The organism is Ferrimonas balearica DSM 9799, assembly GCF_000148645.1.
GTDB classification, from domain to species: domain Bacteria; phylum Pseudomonadota; class Gammaproteobacteria; order Enterobacterales; family Shewanellaceae; genus Ferrimonas; species Ferrimonas balearica.
Genome location: NC_014541.1, coordinates 342411 through 359232, shown reverse-complemented (window position 1 = coordinate 359232; position 16822 = coordinate 342411). Strand labels below are relative to the sequence as shown.

The following is a 16822-nucleotide window of genomic DNA, read 5'->3' as shown; positions in this document are numbered from 1 at the left end:
GCTGTTAGCGGAGGATCTCAGCCAGTTCCAGTTCCTCGGACAGCTCTTTTTGCACTGCCTCGAGCGGTTTGACGTAAGGGGACAGTCGTTTAACCGACGCCACCAGGGCCTCCTTGGCCTGCTGTGCCGCTTTCCTGTCGGCAAATCCTCCCTGCACCACCACAAACCAGGCTTGTGGCTCTCGTTCAATGCGATAAACCCGCACCGCTTCACCGAGGCCGTGGCTGTCCAGGAACGGACCGATCAGCTGGGGGTAAGAAAACACCGCCAACTGCAGAACATAACTGTCCGCCGGGCGCTGTGCCAGCGGCTGCTCCGACAGCGGCAATACGGCGGGCACCGCTGCCACTGCGGGCTCGACCGACGGCTCCGGTTTCGCTTCACTGTCTGGCGCAGGTTGAGCCATGGGTTGGGCAGCCGGTTGCGCGACTGCTGCGGTTGCCGTCTCCGCCGGTTGAGCTTGGGCAACGCTCTCGGTTTCGGCGCTGACCACTGGAGCTGTCGCCACAGCGATCTCATCTTCCGGCAACAGCAGAGCGGGCTCTACCTCGGGGATAGCCACTTCGGCAGTGGTCACCTCTGGCCAGGGTTTGGCCAACCCAAGATCCAGCGGCTGCGGCGCTTGTTGCTCTGGCTCTGGCTCTGGCGCTGCAGCGCGGTCTGCCTGTGCCAGCGGTTCAGGCTGCGGTGCCGGCTCGGTGGTCGGCCACAACAACCCACCCGCCAGCAGCAATACCGCGGCACCAATGGCGGCTGCCAGCCCCTTATGAGCCGGCAACGACTGCCCCAGAGGCGGCCTGGACTTAGCGGCTTCCACCAGGGCGACAACCGCAGCGGCGCTGCCGTCCTGCTCAGCAAGTTGCCGCTCGACAGCAGCCTGATTGATAAACAGTTTGCCGGAGTGGCGCTTAACCAGTTGGTCGTACAGCTTACGGCGCTCGCGCACCGACAGAGGGGGAACCTCCACCGGGATCAGGCGGGTCTGGTAAGGCTCAGGTAGGTTCTGCTGCAGGCGCTGCACCAGGCCATCATCCGCCACCAGCACCAGGGTCAATCGCATCCCCAGTGTTTCCTGGTCCATCACCAGGGCAATCAGTTCCGCCAGCAGGGCATCACCCATGCTCTGGGCGTCGTCGACGATCAGCATATACCGACCGTCGCCTTCCGGCAGGATCCGCTCAAGGGTATCGAGTAAGGGTTCTTCCGGGTCAAACACCGCCCGGGGCAGCCACTGTCGAATCAGTCGTTCGCGCACACTGGCCGGAGTCAGGTCATCCCCGATGGCCACATAGGCCTGGTTGAACGATTCCGCACCGTCCAGCAGTGACTGAGCCAGCACGGTCTTGCCCACCCCGGCAGCGCCATGCAGCACCAGCAGGTGATCACCGTATTCAGTCAGGTAACGAAAGCGCTCAAGCAGCGCGCGCTGGCTGGGCAGCAGGTGGTTTAAGGCAGGATCCGCGATCATGCGCCATCAATAAGCTGTTGCAGCTGGGCTTCGCTGATGCCACCCACCACGTCAGCGTGGCCGATGCCCTGCGGCAGAATAAAACGGATTTTGCCCGCCAGTGATTTCTTGTCACGCAGCATGTGCGGCAGGAAATCGGCACAGCGCATTGCCGATGGCGCCAGCAACGGCAGATTGAATGCCGCCAGCAGAGCCGAAACCCGGGCAACGTCTTCGTCGCTCATCCGGCCCAGCTGTTGCGCCAGCTGACAAGCCAACACGGTACCCGCCGCGACGGCTTCACCGTGGAGCCAGCTGCCATACCCCATCTCCGCCTCAATGGCGTGGCCAAACGTGTGGCCAAGATTCAACAGGGCGCGAACCCCCTGTTCGGTCTCATCCTGGGCCACCACTTCCGCTTTGATCTCGCAGCAGCGGCGGATCGCATAGGTCAGCGCCTGCGGATCACGAGCCATCAGCGCCTCGCGCTGTTGCTCGAGCCAGCTGAAAAAGGCGCTGTCCCAGATGATGCCGTATTTGATCACTTCGGCCATGCCCGCCGCGAATTCGCGGTCTGGCAGGGTATTGAGGGTCTCGGTATCCGCCAGCACCAAAACTGGCTGATGGAAAGCCCCAATCATGTTCTTACCCAACGGATGGTTGACCGCGGTTTTGCCGCCCACAGAGGAATCCACCTGAGCCAGCAGCGTGGTGGGGATCTGGATAAAGGGCACGCCGCGCTGATAACAGGCAGCGGCAAAGCCGACCATATCGCCGATCACACCGCCCCCCAGAGCCACCAACATGACGTCGCGCCCCAGGTTCAGCTCCAGGGCACGAGCAAAGATCGACTCCAGCGTGTCCAGGGTTTTGTAGGACTCGCCATCCGGCAGGACAAGGTGATCAGTGCGAACATTCAGGCGCTGGAACGTGCCCTCAACCGCATCAAGATAGAGCGGCGCCACGACGTCATTGGTGACGATCAGAACCCGGTTGAGCGCCAGGCTCTGCAACCAGGTTTCCGCCTGGGAGAGCAGCTGCGCTCCAATGATGATGGGGTAGCTTCGCTGCCCCAACTCGACCTGGATCCGTTCCATGGCGCCTCCGAAGTGGAGTGGGTATTAGAAACCGAGTTTCTCGATGATCTGGTTGGCAACCACTTTGGCGCTCTGTTCGTCGGTACGTACGACCAGATCCGCGATCTCTTGGTACAGCGGGTTGCGCTCTTCAGCCAGTTGCTCCAGCACATCGCGCGGCTCGTCAACCTGCAGCAGCGGGCGACGCTTATCGCGCTGGGTACGAGCAACCTGCTTATCGATGGTGGTTTCCAGATACACCACAATGCCGCGGGCAGACAAACGGTTACGAACCTCTTTTGACTGAACAGAACCACCACCGGTGGCCAGCACAATGCCCTGCTTCTCGGTCAATTCATGGATCACCCGAGCTTCACGGTTGCGGAACCCCTCTTCACCCTCAACATCAAAGATCCAGGAGATATCCGCGCCGCTACGGGCTTCGATCTCCTGATCGGAGTCGAAAAACTCCAGGTGGAGCATTTGAGCAAGGTGTCTACCAATGGTGCTTTTACCAGCGCCCATGGGACCTACGAGAAATATATTTCTTTTTTCAGCCATTTCAAAAGTCGAATCGTTAAAACTACTGTAGACAAGCGACCGCCGTCACGGCGGTGGAATAACACCCACTATGACGCAAATTTTTGGTGGCAGATTATCGCAGGGAATGCGCCGTTAAAGCAATAGAAGGCGGCGCGAGGCGCCGCCTTGAGATTGGGCATCAAAACTCGTCGATAACGATTTTCGGGGTAACGAAAATCAGCAGTTCTTTCTTCTCGGTGAAATCCTGGCTGTTGCGGAACAGGACCCCAACAAAGGGAATGTCGCCCAACAACGGCACCTTAGTGACGGTGTTCAACTGCTGCTGCTGGAAGATGCCACCGAGCACAATCGTCTCGCCATTCTGTGCCAGTACCTGGGTCGAAATGCGCTGAGTATCGATGGCCACCGCAGGGCCGGTGGCGGTCTGGACCGTTTCACCCCGGGTGTCCTGAGTCACGGTCAGATCGAGAACAATGCGGTTGTCCGGGGTGATCTGCGGCGTCACGGTCAGACCCAGTACCGCTTTTTTAAACTCCACCGAGGTCGCACCACTGGAGGTGGACTGCACAAAGGGGATCTCGGTGCCCTGCTCAATAAAGGCGGTGTACTGGTTGGCGGTGGTCAGTCGCGGACTGGCGATGATTTCGCCTTTGTTCTCACGCTCCAGAGCCGACAGCTCCAGATCCAACAGAGTGCCATCACCCAGTTTGGCTACGTGGAAGGCGATGCTGCCCGCCGGCTCTACCACCGGCAGATTCACGTTCAGGCGGTCACTCAGAGAGGGGACGATGCCGTTGGCGATGTCTTCTGCGCCCGGCAGGGTACCGGCGGTGCCCTTGTCGCCCTGCTGGTCGCTGATGCCCCAGCGGATGCCCAGTTCTTCGTTGATGTTGTCGCGTACGGTCACCATCCGCGACTCAATCACCACCTGTTTTACCGGCACGTCGAGGATATCCACCAGTCGGTGAATGTCTTCCAGTCGTTCCGCCGTGTCATACACCAGCAGGGTGTTGGTACGCTCATCCACCGACACGGAGCCTCGCTCGGACAACAGGGTATTGCCGTCGTTATCCAGCAGGGTGGCGATGTCGACCGCCTTGGCGTAGTTGATCTGCAGATACTCTGAGAACAACGGCGCGACCTCGCGAACCTCCTGGGCGGCACGCAGCTCCAGGCTCTCCTGGGCCGCCAGCTCATCACGGGGCGCCACCAGCAGGATATTGCCTTCGATGCGCTTATCCAGACCGCGGATTTTAAGGATCATATCCAGCGCCTGGTCCCAAGGCACCTTGTCCAGATGCAGGGTCAGGTTGCCTGCCACGTTTTCGGTGGTCACCAGGTTAAATTGATTGTGATCGGCAATGATCTGAAGCACCGTCCGCACCGGCACATCCTGGAAGTTCATCGACAGGGTGCTGCCGTCGTAGACCTTCTCTTCCATCAGGGGCTGAGTCTGCTCGGCAATGTCGATCACCAGGCGGTTGCCCTCCTGACGGCTGTCGAAGACGAACTCCCCCCGCACGTCAAAGCGCAAACGGGCATTGGCGTTATCACGGAAGGTTTCAAAGCCTGTGACCACGGTGCTGAAGTCCTGCACATCAACGATGTACAGATCCTTATCCTGGATCCGGGTGTTGTAGAGCGTCAGTTCCAGATCGCTACCCACTCGATTGAAGTTGGCGGCCGCCGTGGGGCTGCTCAGACTCAGTACCAATTGCGCCTGACCGTTATCTCCGCGGTGGAAGTTAATGCTCTCAATCTCGTTGAGGAACTGCGGCGTTTCGGCGCGGGCTACCGGGCTGTTGTCATTGAAAGTAATGCGGTAGCGATTACCATCCAGACGCCCCTGGTAGGTGGTCATCTTCTCCAGTTGGAACACCACATCCAAACCGTTGCTGCCGGAGCGCGTCTCAACCGCCTTAATCCCCTTAAGATCAATCGGGATTTGGCTCATCTGCAGGCCGGACTGACTGCCGGCGAAATGCAGGGTTAACTCCGCCGGGTTGGCGGAGACGGCAATTCGGGGCTCGCCAGCCAACTGGTCAAACGCCAGTTCAACCTCGAGCATGTCATCCACCTGTGCCTGATAGCGCAGATCCTGCAGCGTCCCGGCCGTTGCGCTATTGGCCAAACAAAGCAAAACACCGCCGAGCAACAGACGACTGGCGATGATGCGATGTTGTAATCGCGGCAGTCCCTGCCGAATCCCTGAAAAGAAACTCATAAATCGTCCTTGTTATTCATCCCTGGCCAAAACCATTCTGGTGTCGCGCTGATTCCAACAGCCATTGCCGTCGGGGATCCACTCGGTCACTAGCACACCGTCATCATTGATGTCGGCGATCTGGCCGTGATACAGGCCCAGGTAGTCACCCTCTTTGACGGTATAGACATTACCGTCACCGGCCTGCAGCAGAGCCCAATAATGGCTTGGATCCTGCATCAGACCTTTTAAGTCCAAACTGTCGAGCGCAAACGCTTCTAAGGTGGCGCGCTTTCTCTGATTATCCGGTTGCGGGCAGTCGGGGCGTCCCAGATCAACCGGGTCGGTGATACTGCGCGCAGATTGCTGAAACGGGCTACGCAGCTGGGCCACCTGGTATGGCACTGACTTAAACTCCGGTGGCGTTACCGGGGGCTCGTTGAAGGGCACAGGCGTGCTCTGCACATCCGCCACAAACTCCCGCAAATCGCCCATGCCACCGCCACAGCCGGTCAACAGCAGCAGCGCAGCAAGACTGACTTTTCGCATCACTTCTTGCCCCCCTCAGGATCCGCCATCTCCGCAAAGCGATAGGTCTTAGCCAGTACCGTCATACTGACGCCATTCGCGGCCCGCTCCATGGTGAAATCATGCAAGCTGACGATCCTGGGCAGGTTGGCGACACCAGCAGAAAACGCACCAAACTCGTGATACCCCCCCTGGATCTTCATCTCGATAGGCAGTTCCACGTAAAACTCTTTGACCTGCTCCGGCTGCCAGTTAAGGCTATTGATCTGCAGGTTGGCGTCGGTCGCCAGGAAGGTAACATCATCCAGCAAACCGGGCATTTCACTGGCGGTGGGCAACATACCGAGCATCGCTTCAAACTGCTCGGTCATCTGCGTCAGTTGCTCACGGTATCGCGGTAAATTCGCCGCCAGCCGATACTTGGCCTCAAATTCGCCCCGCAGCTTCTGCTCTTCCGCCTGCAGACGCTCCAGGCTGGCCATCGAGTCCTTGATAAAGAGGAAGTAACCTGCCACGCCCACCAATACGGCCAGCACCACGGCAAAGATGATTTTGACCTCTTTAGGCCAGTTCGCCAGATTCTCGAAGTCGAGGTCATTCAGCTGTTTCAGGTCGACCTTCATCGTGTCCCTCCCAGTGCAGCCAGGTGTTGCTCATCCTTTAGCGGCCCCTCGCCCTCGGACAGCACCGTGAGCTCCAGCTTGAAGGCGTGCTGACGGCCAAGGTAGTTTTCGTTCTTATCCGATGCCACGATCTGCTGCACTTTGGGGCTGGCCAACCAGCGGGCCTGCTCCACCTCACGCATCATATTGGCCAGATGGTTATTGGACTCACAGTAGCCCTCCACCTGAACCCGCCCATCCTGCACCTGCAGGCGGGTGAGGTAGACACCAGGCACCATGACCCGGGCCAACTCATTCATCACCTGCACCGGCAGGTGACGTCGCTGCTGCAGGGTTTCAATCACCTCAATGCGGCGCATCAGGTTGGCTTTCTGCTCTTTAAAGCGACGGATCTCGGCGATCTGCTGGTCCAACTTGGCGATCTCGCTCTGCATAAACTGGTTACGCTCGCGCTGCTGCTCCTGCCAGTGGCCCACCAGCATATTGAACGCCAGCACCAGGCCAAGGGTCAGTCCGCCAACGCAACCCAGAATGGTCAGGTACTCTTTCTGTTTGCGGGCCCGCTGCGCTTCCCGCCAGGGCAATAGGTTTATGTGTGCCATGGTTCAAAGCTCCTTAACGCCAGGCCGCAGGCCACCATATAGCGAGGGAAGTCGCTCTCAAGCTGGCGACGCAGGCTTTCCTTGACCGTCACCGAACCGGTAAAGGGGTTGGCGATCTCCACCGGTATGCTCAACTCGTTGCTGAGCAGAGTGGTCAGCCCTTCAATGGCTGCACTGCCGCCACTGAGGATCAGGCAATCGACCTTCTCTTTGCCGGAGGCATTGCAGTAGATCTGGAGGGTACGGCGGATCTGTTGCAGCAGCTGGGTCTGAAACGGCGCCAACACTTCAAACACGTAGTTGCGGGGCAGTTCATTGTTGACCTTGGCCGCCTCGGCTTCGTCGTAGCTCATGCCGTAGTAGGAGAGAATGGACTGAGTGAACTGCTCACCGCCAAACGCCTGTTCACGGATAAACACCGTTTCACCGTTATCGACGATGGAGAAGGTGGTCATGCTGGCGCCGAGATCGACCAACGCCACCACCTGACCGGTCAGGCCTCCGGGTACCTGCTTGGCCACCAGCTTGGCGCTGCGGCCCAGGGCATACCCCTCAATGTCGATCACCTTGGCATCCAGCTCAGCGGAATCGAGCGCGTCCACCCGCGAATCGACGTTATCCGAGCGACAAGCCGCCAGCAGGACATCCACCTTGCCAGCGTCATTGTCATTGATATTCAGGGTTTGGAAGTCAATGTTGACCTCTTCTAGCGGGTAGGGGATCAGGTTATCCGCTTCGATCTCAATCTGGGCTTCGAGCTCTTCATCACTCAGGCTGCCATCCATCTGGATGACCTTGGTCATGACCGTCGAGCCGGACACCGACGCCGCACCGAACTTAACGTCCTTGGGCAACTGGGCTCGCAACTGAGCCATAGCGGTGCCCACCGCAACGGGGTCCTTAATTTCACGATCGACAACCGCGCCACGGGGAAGCGGCACTTTGCCGACGCCATCAACCTGGTAGCCATCGGGAGTTTCAGCCAGTAAGATCGCTTTGACTTCACGAGAACCGATGTCCACCCCCACCATCCGAGGTAAACGGGGTTTGAACAATTTGGAAAGCATGATCCCTGCCAGTCGTTAAGTCCTTGTTATATCCGTGGCTAGACTAGCACATTTTTCATCCGGCGCAGCCCCTTTAACGTCCCTACCGATTCCAGAATGACCGCTTTTTGGCCAACGATGGGCAAGGTATACTGTGCCTTTTGTATTCACTGACAGAGTGGAAACCCGCAACGTGAAATGGCTCAAACGCCTGCTGATTACCCTGACTGTCCTTGGCCTGCTGGGCGTTGGCGCCCTCGCTGGCCTCTATTTGTGGATCGCGCCGACCCTACCAGGCGTTGAATCCCTCAAGACAGTTCAGCTGCAAACGCCGATGCGAGTCTACAGCGCCGACGGCCTGCTGATGTCGCAGTTTGGCGAGAAACGACGCATCCCCCTGCGCTACGACGAGATTCCCCAGCCGCTGATTGATGCCGTGCTGGCCACGGAAGACGCTCGCTTCTTTGAACACCATGGTGTTGACCCCATTGGTGTGGTTCGTGCTGCTGTCGTGCTGATCACCACCGGCCGTAAGGCCCAGGGGGCCAGTACCATCACCATGCAGGTGGCCCGTAACTTCTTCCTGACCCGGGAAAAAACCTACATCCGTAAGGTTAAGGAGATCTTCCTGGCTCTGGAGATTGAGCGCCTGTTGAGCAAAGAGGAGATCCTCGAGCTCTACCTTAACCGCAGTTTCCTGGGTAACCGGGCCTACGGTGTGGGCGCCGCTGCTCAGGTGTACTACGGCCGGGATGTGAACCAGTTGACCCTGGCTGAGATGGCGATGATTGCCGGCCTGCCCCAGGCCCCGTCCGCCGCCAACCCGATCCGCAACCCGGAGCGTGCAATGGCACGTCGTAACGTGGTGCTGGGACGGATGTTGGATGTCGGCTCCATCAGCCGCAGTGAGTTTGATGAAGCCCGCCAACAACCGGTGACGGCCCGTTACCACGGCGCCGAGATCGACCTTTATGCGCCCTACATCGCGGAGATGGTGCGTGACCAGATGGTCGCCACCTACGGCGAGGAAGCGGCCTACACCAGCGGCTTCGACATCTACACCACCGTGCGCTCTGACCAGCAGCAGGCGGCTCAGCGTGCCTTGCTGGACAACCTGTTTGCCTACGATGCCCGTCATGGTTACCGCGGCCCGGAAACCCGTCTGTGGGGTGAGCCCCTGCCGGAACAGAACACCACCCCGGACGCTGAAACCTGGAGCACCGAACAGATCCTGAATCACCTCAAAGGCATTAACCGCTACCGCGACCTCTATCCCGCCGTGGTGCTCAATGTTGAGGAGAAGCAGGCTGAGGTGATGACCGCCGACGGCAAAACCGTCACCCTGCCCTGGGAAGGCATCAACTGGGCCCGCCAGTTCATTACCGATACCCGTCAGGGCAACTCGCCCAACAGCGCGACGGAGGTGCTGACCCCAGGCGATCAGATCTGGATCCGCCAGCACGATGGTCACTGGTGGCTGTCGCAGGTACCGGAAGTGAGCAGCGCGTTTGTCGCTCTGGACCCGGAAAACGGCGCCATCCGTGCGCTGGTTGGCGGCTATGACTTCGGTCAAAGCCAGTACAACCGCGTCACTCAGGCAAAACGTCAGCTCGGCTCCAACATTAAGCCGTTCCTGTACTCCAGCGCGCTGGAAAATGGCTTTACCCTGTCGACTCTGGTCAACAACGCCCCCATCAACCAGTGGGACCGCAGCCAGGGAACCGCCTGGCGACCGCGTAACTCACCGGACGTCTACACCGGTCCGACCCGGGTACGCCAGGGCCTCGCCCAATCCATCAACGTGATGGCGGTGCGGGTGATCCGCGATATTGGCGTGGATACCTTTATCGATCACGCCACCAAATTTGGTTTTGATCGTGCCGATCTGCCCCGCAACGAGTCGATCTCGTTGGGCTCCGCGTCCGTGACCCCGCTGGAGAACGCCCGTGCCTTTGCGGTGTTCGCAAACGGCGGCTTCCTGATCGACCCCTACTTTATCGAGCGCATTGAGGACCATAACGGCAACCAGATCTTTACCGCCCAGCCCAAGATCGCCTGCCTCGAGTGCAAAGCCGCTCTGGCTCAGGAGCAGTCTGGGATTGAGTCCACTCTGCCGGAGTTTGCTCAGCAGTGCCCCTGGCCGGAAGATCGCCTGGCGCCGCAGATCATCAGTGAACAGAACGCCTTCCTGATCCATGAGACCCTGAAATCGGTGATCTGGGGTGGGGGTAACTGGAGTCAGGGCACCGGCTGGAACGGTACCGCCTGGCGCGCCTCCCGCCTGCTGAAGCGTCACGATATCGGCGGTAAGACGGGCACCACCAACGAAGCCCGTGATACCTGGTTTACCGGTTTTGCGCCGCACCTGGTGGCCACCGCCTGGGTCGGCTTCGATGACCACAGCCGCCAGCTGGGCCGCACCCGCTGGAACAAGTACGGCCCGCAGGACCAGATCACCGCCGGTGAATCCGGTGCCAAGACCGCCGGCCCGGCCTGGAACCAGTTTATGTTCGATGTCCTCAAAGGGGTGCCGGAGCAGAGCACGGTGATTCCGGAAGGGATCGTCACCGCCCGTATCGACCGCGCCACCGGCAAGCTGTCGAACCGTACGGACGCCAGCTCGCGCTTTGAATACTTTATCGAAGGCACCGCCCCCACCGAGCTGGCCGATGTGGCCGAGCCGGAAGCGCCGATCTTCGAGCAGGAGGTCAGCGAGGAGCTGTTCTGATCCTGACTGAACAAAAAAAGCCGCCCATCCGGGCGGCTTTTTTATTGGCAGCGAATCGGCTCAGTCGAACCGGTACTCCATCGCCACTTCGTCACAGGCGTGCTTGCGTGGGCAGAGTTCGCAATCCTTGATCACCTTCTCCGGCAGGCCAGCCATGTCGGTGCGCAGGAAACCGAGTTTGCCAAAGAAGCCCGGCACCCGGGTCAGAACAATCACCCGTTGCAGCTCCAGTTCACGGCCACGCTGCAGCATGTAATCCACCAACGCCCGGCCCTGGCCCGCGCCATGATGGTTGGGGTCGATGCCGACAGAGCGCATCTCCGCCAGGCCGGTCTCGTAGATGTACAACGAGGCGCAGCCCACCACCTGACCCTCCTGCTCGGCCACCGAGAAGTCGAGAATGTCTTTGAGCACATCGTCGCGACTGCGCGGCAGGGTATCCCCTTTGTCGGCCCAGTACGCGTTGATGCGGTGAATGGCATCGACATCGGACAGCTTGGCATTGCGCACCTTGAGGATCTCGGCCTTGTGCGCGTTCAGACGCTGCTGGCTGGTATCCAGCGCATGCAGTACTTGCTCCGGCGCAGTACCGCCCAGGGCATCGTGTTCAGCCACCGCCTCTTTCGCTTCCCGATTCCCCAGGGCTTGCTCAACCTGGATCAGCGCCGTGCCGCCCAGGGTATCGCGCTTGGCCAGACAGGCGTCGATGGTCAGGTGCTGGAACACGTCAGACTGAATCACGCCACTGAACGCCTGCAGCTCCGGCAGGGTGAAATCCTCCAGCGCTTTCTGCGCTGCAATGGCTGCAACGACCACCTCACCTACCACGTGGTGCGCCTCACGGAACGGCATCCCCTTCGACACCAGGTAATCCGCCAGTTCAGTGGCATTGGCGTATCCCTGCTGGGCCGCTGCCAGAGTACGCTGGCTGTTGACCTTCAGACCGTCCAGAACCAGGGTGGCCATCTCGGTGCAGGCCAACCAGGTATCGAGGGCATCAAACAGCCCCTCTTTGTCCTCCTGCATGTCCTTGTTGTAGGCCATGGGCAGCGCTTTCATGGTGGTCAGAATACCAATCAGGGCACCGTACACCCGCCCCGCCTTGCCCCGGATCAACTCCAGCGCGTCGGGGTTTTTCTTCTGCGGCATCAGCGACGAGCCAGAGGTCACTGCATCGGACAGTTCAATAAAGCCCGCTTCACCGCTGTTGTAGAAGATCAGGTCTTCGGCAAAACGCGACAGGTGCATCATGGCGGTGGAGGCGGCGCTGCACAGCTCCACCACATGGTCGCGATCAGACACCGCGTCCAGGCTGTTGGCGGTGGCACTGGCAAACCCCAGCGCATGCGCCAGTGCCTGACGGTCCACCGGATAGGCGGTGCCCGCCAGCGCGCCACTGCCCAGAGGGCAACGGTCCAGTCGGGCCAGCGCGTCCTTAACCCGGGTCAGGTCCCGCTCCAGCATCTCCACATACGCCAGGCACCAGTGACCAAAAGTGATGGGCTGGGCCCGCTGCAGGTGGGTGTAACCAGGCAACACCGTCTGCGCTTCCTGCTGAGCCAGGCTGAGCAGCTGTTGCTGCAGCCGAACCAGCGCTTCGATTAACTGCTCGCCCTGATCTTTGCACCACAGCTTCAGATCGGTGGCGACCTGATCGTTCCGGGAACGGCCGGTATGCAGCTTTTTGCCCAGGTCCCCCACCTTTTCAATCAGTGCCCCTTCGACAAAGCTGTGGATGTCTTCCGCACCGGAGCTGAGGATCTGCTCATCGGTGACCGACTCAGACAACTCGTGCAGTGCCTTAACCAGTGAGCCGTGCTCCAGTTCATCCAGCACGCCAACCTGCTGAAGGGCACCGGCCCAGGCGATGGAGCCGGTGATGTCCTGCTGCACCAGGCGGTAATCCACCGGCAGGGAGTCATTGAACAACTTGAAGCGGCTGTCTGCGGCGCCGCTGAACCGTCCCCCCCACAGGGCACCTTTAGCTGTCATATCAATTCTGCTCCTTATGCATGGCGGCGATCCGGCTGGACAGGCTGAACAGACGGATAAAGCCCTCAGCATGCTTCTGGTTGTAAACCTCATCCTCCTCGAAGGTGGAGAATGCTTCGGAGTAGAGGCTGTTCGGGCTCTGACGCTTCACGACGGTGGCATGGCCCTTATAGAGCTTCACCACGATTTCTCCGGTCAGTGCCTGAGCCAGACTTTCGGCAGCAGCCAGCTGGGCCTGAGCCACCGGGGTAAACCAACGGCCGTCGTAAAGCACATGGGAGAACTCCAGGCCAATCTGCTCACGGAACTTGAACGCGGCCTTATCCAGCACCAGAGTCTCCAGGCCACGCAGGGCGTTGTTGATCACCGTGCCACCCGGGGTTTCGTAGCAGCCGCGGGATTTCATCCCAACCAGACGGTTTTCCACGATGTCGATCCGCCCTACCCCGTGCTTGGCTGCCACGCCATTGAGATAGTTAAGGGCGTTGTACGGGGTCATGGATTCGCCATCCACCGCGGTCAGCACACCGGCTTCGAACTGCAGGCTGACGTATTGTGCTTCGTTGGGGGCCTGCTCCAGGGATTGGGTCCAGGTCCAGACCTGCTCGCTCGGCTCGCAGTAGGGATCTTCCAGTTCGCCGCCTTCATGGGAGATGTGCCAGGCGTTGGCATCACGGCTGTAGATCTTCTCCGCACTGGCGGTGGTCGGAATGTTTTTGCTGGCCAGGTAGTTCAGCAGGTCGGTACGGGATTTCATGGTCCACTCCCGCCACGGCGCGATAACGGACAGCTCCGGCGCCAGCGCCGCATAGGTAGACTCAAACCGGACCTGATCATTGCCTTTACCGGTACAACCGTGGGCCAGCGCGTCGGCGCCCACTTTCAGTGCCAGCTCCACCTGGGCCTTGGCGATGATGGGCCGGGCCATGGCGGTGCCCAGCAGGTAGGTGCCTTCGTACAACGCACCGGTCTTCAGGATGGGGTTGATGTATTCGCTGACAAAGGCGTCTTTCAGGTCAACCACATGGCAGCTGGAGGCACCGGAGGCGATCGCCTTGGCTTCCACCCCTTCCAACTCTTCCGCCCCCTGGCCCACATCCGCCACAAAGGCCACCACTTCGCAGTCATGCTGCTCCTTCAGCCACGGGATGATCGCAGAGGTATCCAGGCCACCGGAGTACGCGAGAACAACTTTTTTAATCTGGGTCATGGTCTTAGTCCTTCATCAATTCAAGCAAAATGGCGTTCTGGATATGCATGCGGTTTTCCGCCTGGTCGAGGATCAGCGAGGCGTCGGAGTCCATCACTTCGGAGGTGATCTCGACCTCACGGTGAGCAGGCTGACAATGGAGCACGTACTTGGCGCCGGTCAGGCTCATCAGCTTGCTGTTGATCTGGTAGGGCTGGAACTTGGCTTTGATGGCTGCCATCGGCGTATTGTCGCCCATGGAGATCCAGGTATCGGCGTAAAGGGCATCCACGCCTTCCAGGGCGGCCAGGTCGGACGACAGAACCAGCGCTCCGCCGTGCTCTGCTGCAATTGCCTGGGCTTCGGTCACCACCTGGCCATCGGGGAAATGGCCCGGCGGGCACACCACCACCATGGTGGCACCCAGCTTGGCAGCGGCATACATCAGTGAGTGAGTCACGTTGTTGCCATCACCGATGTAGCCCAATTTGACCTGGCTCAGATCGTCGTAGTGTTCGGACAGCGTCAGGAAATCCGCCAACCCCTGGCACGGGTGGTACAGATCGGACAGGGAGTTCACCACCGGAACGGTGGCGTATTCGGCCAGCTCTTCCAGAGTCTGGTGCGAGAACACCCGGGCGACGATGGCATCACACCAGCGTGACAGGTTCATGGCGAAATCCTTGACCGCCTCACGCTGACCAATGGCGCCGTTCTGCTGGTCCAGGTAGAGGCAATGCCCGCCCAGTTTATTGATGCCGATATCAAAGCTGACCCGGGTACGCAGGCTCGGCTTCTCAAACAGCGTGACCACGGATTTGCCCTTCAGCGCATCCTGATAGGGGATGTAATCCGCCTTCAGGGTCTTGGCTAGGTCAATCAGACCGTGGATCTGCTCCGGGCTCAGGTCCTTAATGCTCAATAGATGGTTCATCACGATTCCTTGTTAATCGGTTAGCAGGGGTGGACCTGAGTGCCCACCGGCTCGCCCTTCACCAGGGCCGCAAGTTGTTCCGGGTAGCGCCAGCTGGCCACCAATACCCGATTGTTGATGGACCGGGCCGCCTCCAGCGCCGCATCCACCTTCACCTTCATGCCCCCTTCAATCACCCCCTGACGGGTCAACTCATCCACCAGAGCCGGGTCCAGGTTGGGGATCAGCTGGCCTTTGCCATCCAGTACGCCGGAAACGTCGGACAGCAGGGTTAACTCTGCGCCCAACAGCTGGCACACCACGGTGGCGGCCTGGTCGGCATTCACATTGAGGCGCTGGCCCTGATCGCTGACCGCGATGGAGCTGATGATCGGCAGCATCCCCAGCCCCAGCAGTTGCTCCAGCAGCGCCGGTTGCCCCACGCTGACTTTGCCCACGGCGCCCAAATCCGGGTCGAGCACCTCGGCCTGGGTCATGCCGCCATCGGCCAGTGACAGCCCGACCGGCACCAGCCCTGCTGCAACCGCCGCGGCCACCAGTTGGGTATTGGCGCTGCCTGCCAGAGCACCGGCGACCACGCTCATCTGCTCTTCCGGGGTAACCCGCAATCCGTTTTTCTTCTCAGAGAGGAAACCATTGGCACTGAGTTGCTGCTCCACCAGCACACCACCACCGTGCACCAGCACTGCCTGCCAGCCCGATTGGCCCAACGCTTTAAGGGTGCTGAAAAGCCGTTCGACGCCGGCTTCGCAGCCCAACAGGGCGCCACCGACTTTAATCACCATGGTCTTCATGCTTCACCTCCGAGACCAAACCGAATAAGTATGCATTGCAGCGCTTGGCTCGCGGCGCCTTTCATCAGGTTGTCGATGGCACTGGCCACCACCAGCACTTGGCGCTCACTGTCGAGCTTCCAGGCCAGCAGGCAACGATCGCTGCCCGCCACATCATCCACCTTGGGCCACTGACCGGCTGGCAGGCAGTGCACAACGGCACTGTCGTCATAACAGCCGTAAGCCTCGCTCAGTGCCGCTTCGGTGCAATCGGCGCTGACCGGTACCGTAATGGTGGCCAGGATGCCGCGCTTAAAAGCACCAAGGTGAGGGGTAAACACCACCGCATGGCCAAGCTGGCTTTCAATCTCGGGCTGATGGCGATGGCCCAGCACGCCATAAGGGGTCAGGCTAACCTGGCAGAAACTGCTGTTCAGGCTGGCTTTGCGTCCGGCACCGGATACGCCACTGACGGCATTAATCACAGGAACGCCTGCGATAAGGCCATGTTGAGCCAGGGGTTTCAGTGCGGTCAAAGCCGCGGTGGGGTAACAGCCGGGGACCGCAATCAGCGCCGCATCCGCCAGTGCAGTGCCGGCCCACTCGGCCAGGCCATACACCGCATCACTCAGCAGTTCCGGTGAGGGATGGCTGAAGCCATAGTGCTGGGGATAGATGGCCGGATCGGCAAAGCGGTGGCCACCAGACAGATCGAAGACGGTAAGCCCTTGCGCCAGCAGAGCGGGCGCCAACTCCGCACTGACCTGGTGGTCGGTGGCCAGGCACACTGCCTGTGCCTGCTGACCGAGCTCCGCTTGGGCCTCATGGGTCAGGGGTTGCAGCGGCTGGTCTACAAGACCCAGCAACTCCGGGTAGAGTTGCGATAACGGCGTATGCGCATCGGCACTGCCGGCGGAAACGTAGCAGCCGGCGAGGGCCAGGCTGGGATGGTTGGCAATCAATTTGGCCAGGGTGGCGCCGGTGTAGCCCGACGCGCCGACGATGGCGACCTTGAGCATGGTCTTGTCCCTATGTTGTCTGTTGTGTGTCGAGGTAACGCGGGTGGGCCTGATGACCCGAGAGGGGGATCAGGATCGTCGTCGGTCAACGGCAAAAGGCAGGGCAAAACAGGTCATGG

The 16822-nt window shown here is 60.1% G+C and carries 13 protein-coding genes and 1 pseudogene; 1 reads left to right on the top strand and 13 read right to left on the bottom strand.

What is annotated here, in order from left to right:
• Window positions 1–4 precede the first annotated feature (4 nt).
• The 8 genes and pseudogenes from FBAL_RS01715 to FBAL_RS01680 all read right to left on the bottom strand — a co-directional run bounded on the left by FBAL_RS01715 (window position 5) and on the right by FBAL_RS01680 (window position 8089).
• Window positions 5–1468 carry an SPOR domain-containing protein gene (locus FBAL_RS01715; protein WP_013343843.1) on the bottom strand — a complete coding sequence of 488 codons (1464 nt, stop codon included), beginning with the start codon at window positions 1466–1468 and terminating at the stop codon, window positions 5–7.
• Entirely contained in the window at window positions 1465–2544 is a 1080-nt protein-coding gene (aroB, locus tag FBAL_RS01710) for a 3-dehydroquinate synthase (protein WP_013343842.1), read from the bottom strand. The genes FBAL_RS01715 and aroB overlap by 4 nt, the downstream gene beginning before the upstream one ends.
• 24 nt (window positions 2545–2568) lie before the next feature.
• A pseudogene (aroK, locus tag FBAL_RS01705) lies at window positions 2569–3090 on the bottom strand (shikimate kinase AroK); the annotation flags it as partial.
• Between the two features lie 154 nt (window positions 3091–3244).
• The gene (locus FBAL_RS01700) at window positions 3245–5290 is read right to left on the bottom strand and encodes a type IV pilus secretin PilQ (protein WP_013343840.1); all 2046 of its coding nucleotides are present in this window, start codon (window positions 5288–5290) and stop codon (window positions 3245–3247) included.
• A gap of 12 nt (window positions 5291–5302) precedes the next feature.
• Window positions 5303–5818 (bottom strand): pilus assembly protein PilP, encoded by a 516-nt coding sequence (locus FBAL_RS01695; protein ID WP_013343839.1) that lies wholly within the window; start codon window positions 5816–5818, stop codon window positions 5303–5305.
• Window positions 5818–6420 (bottom strand): type IV pilus inner membrane component PilO, encoded by a 603-nt coding sequence (locus FBAL_RS01690; protein ID WP_013343838.1) that lies wholly within the window; start codon window positions 6418–6420, stop codon window positions 5818–5820. Before FBAL_RS01690 ends, FBAL_RS01695 begins: the two co-directional genes overlap by 1 nt.
• Complete coding sequence (locus tag FBAL_RS01685) at window positions 6417–7022, bottom strand: PilN domain-containing protein (protein ID WP_013343837.1); 606 nt, start codon at window positions 7020–7022, stop codon at window positions 6417–6419. The genes FBAL_RS01690 and FBAL_RS01685 overlap by 4 nt, the downstream gene beginning before the upstream one ends.
• On the bottom strand, window positions 7010–8089 hold the full coding sequence (locus tag FBAL_RS01680) for a pilus assembly protein PilM (RefSeq protein WP_013343836.1): 1080 nt from the start codon (window positions 8087–8089) through the stop codon (window positions 7010–7012). The genes FBAL_RS01685 and FBAL_RS01680 overlap by 13 nt, the downstream gene beginning before the upstream one ends.
• Window positions 8090–8261: 172 nt before the next feature.
• On the opposite strand from FBAL_RS01680, the gene FBAL_RS01675 reads away from it, so the two are divergent.
• Complete coding sequence (locus FBAL_RS01675) at window positions 8262–10796, top strand: penicillin-binding protein 1A (RefSeq protein ID WP_041251432.1); 2535 nt, start codon at window positions 8262–8264, stop codon at window positions 10794–10796.
• Window positions 10797–10856: 60 nt separating this feature from the next.
• Here the strand turns inward: FBAL_RS01675 and argH are convergent, their stop codons facing one another.
• Genes argH through argC form a run of 5 tightly spaced genes read right to left on the bottom strand, consistent with a single transcriptional unit; the run spans window position 10857 to window position 16703 of the window.
• Window positions 10857–12788, bottom strand: coding sequence for an argininosuccinate lyase (argH, locus tag FBAL_RS01670; RefSeq protein ID WP_013343834.1), 1932 nt, complete (start codon window positions 12786–12788; stop codon window positions 10857–10859).
• A gap of 1 nt (window position 12789) precedes the next feature.
• On the bottom strand, window positions 12790–13998 hold the full coding sequence (locus FBAL_RS01665) for an argininosuccinate synthase (protein ID WP_013343833.1): 1209 nt from the start codon (window positions 13996–13998) through the stop codon (window positions 12790–12792).
• A 4-nt stretch (window positions 13999–14002) separates the two neighbouring features.
• A complete protein-coding gene (locus FBAL_RS01660; protein WP_013343832.1) occupies window positions 14003–14911 on the bottom strand; it encodes an ornithine carbamoyltransferase in 909 nt (302 codons plus the stop codon).
• A 20-nt stretch (window positions 14912–14931) separates the two neighbouring features.
• A complete protein-coding gene (gene argB, locus FBAL_RS01655) occupies window positions 14932–15705 on the bottom strand; it encodes an acetylglutamate kinase (protein WP_013343831.1) in 774 nt (257 codons plus the stop codon).
• Entirely contained in the window at window positions 15702–16703 is a 1002-nt protein-coding gene (gene argC, locus FBAL_RS01650) for an N-acetyl-gamma-glutamyl-phosphate reductase (RefSeq protein ID WP_013343830.1), read from the bottom strand. Before argC ends, argB begins: the two co-directional genes overlap by 4 nt.
• Between the last annotated feature and the right edge of the window lie 119 nt (window positions 16704–16822).

Bases quoted from the DNA above. Each gene is read 5' to 3' on its own strand.
- FBAL_RS01715 (WP_013343843.1), bottom strand. From the start codon at position 1,468: ATGATCGCGGATCCTGCCTTAAACCACCTGCTGCCCAGCCAGCGCGCG.
- aroB (WP_013343842.1), bottom strand. From the start codon at position 2,544: ATGGAACGGATCCAGGTCGAGTTGGGGCAGCGAAGCTACCCCATCATC.
- FBAL_RS01700 (WP_013343840.1), bottom strand. From the start codon at position 5,290: ATGAGTTTCTTTTCAGGGATTCGGCAGGGACTGCCGCGATTACAACAT.
- FBAL_RS01695 (WP_013343839.1), bottom strand. From the start codon at position 5,818: ATGCGAAAAGTCAGTCTTGCTGCGCTGCTGCTGTTGACCGGCTGTGGC.
- FBAL_RS01690 (WP_013343838.1), bottom strand. From the start codon at position 6,420: ATGAAGGTCGACCTGAAACAGCTGAATGACCTCGACTTCGAGAATCTG.
- FBAL_RS01685 (WP_013343837.1), bottom strand. From the start codon at position 7,022: ATGGCACACATAAACCTATTGCCCTGGCGGGAAGCGCAGCGGGCCCGC.
- FBAL_RS01680 (WP_013343836.1), bottom strand. From the start codon at position 8,089: ATGCTTTCCAAATTGTTCAAACCCCGTTTACCTCGGATGGTGGGGGTG.
- argH (WP_013343834.1), bottom strand. From the start codon at position 12,788: ATGACAGCTAAAGGTGCCCTGTGGGGGGGACGGTTCAGCGGCGCCGCA.
- FBAL_RS01665 (WP_013343833.1), bottom strand. From the start codon at position 13,998: ATGACCCAGATTAAAAAAGTTGTTCTCGCGTACTCCGGTGGCCTGGAT.
- FBAL_RS01660 (WP_013343832.1), bottom strand. From the start codon at position 14,911: ATGAACCATCTATTGAGCATTAAGGACCTGAGCCCGGAGCAGATCCAC.
- argB (WP_013343831.1), bottom strand. From the start codon at position 15,705: ATGAAGACCATGGTGATTAAAGTCGGTGGCGCCCTGTTGGGCTGCGAA.
- argC (WP_013343830.1), bottom strand. From the start codon at position 16,703: ATGCTCAAGGTCGCCATCGTCGGCGCGTCGGGCTACACCGGCGCCACC.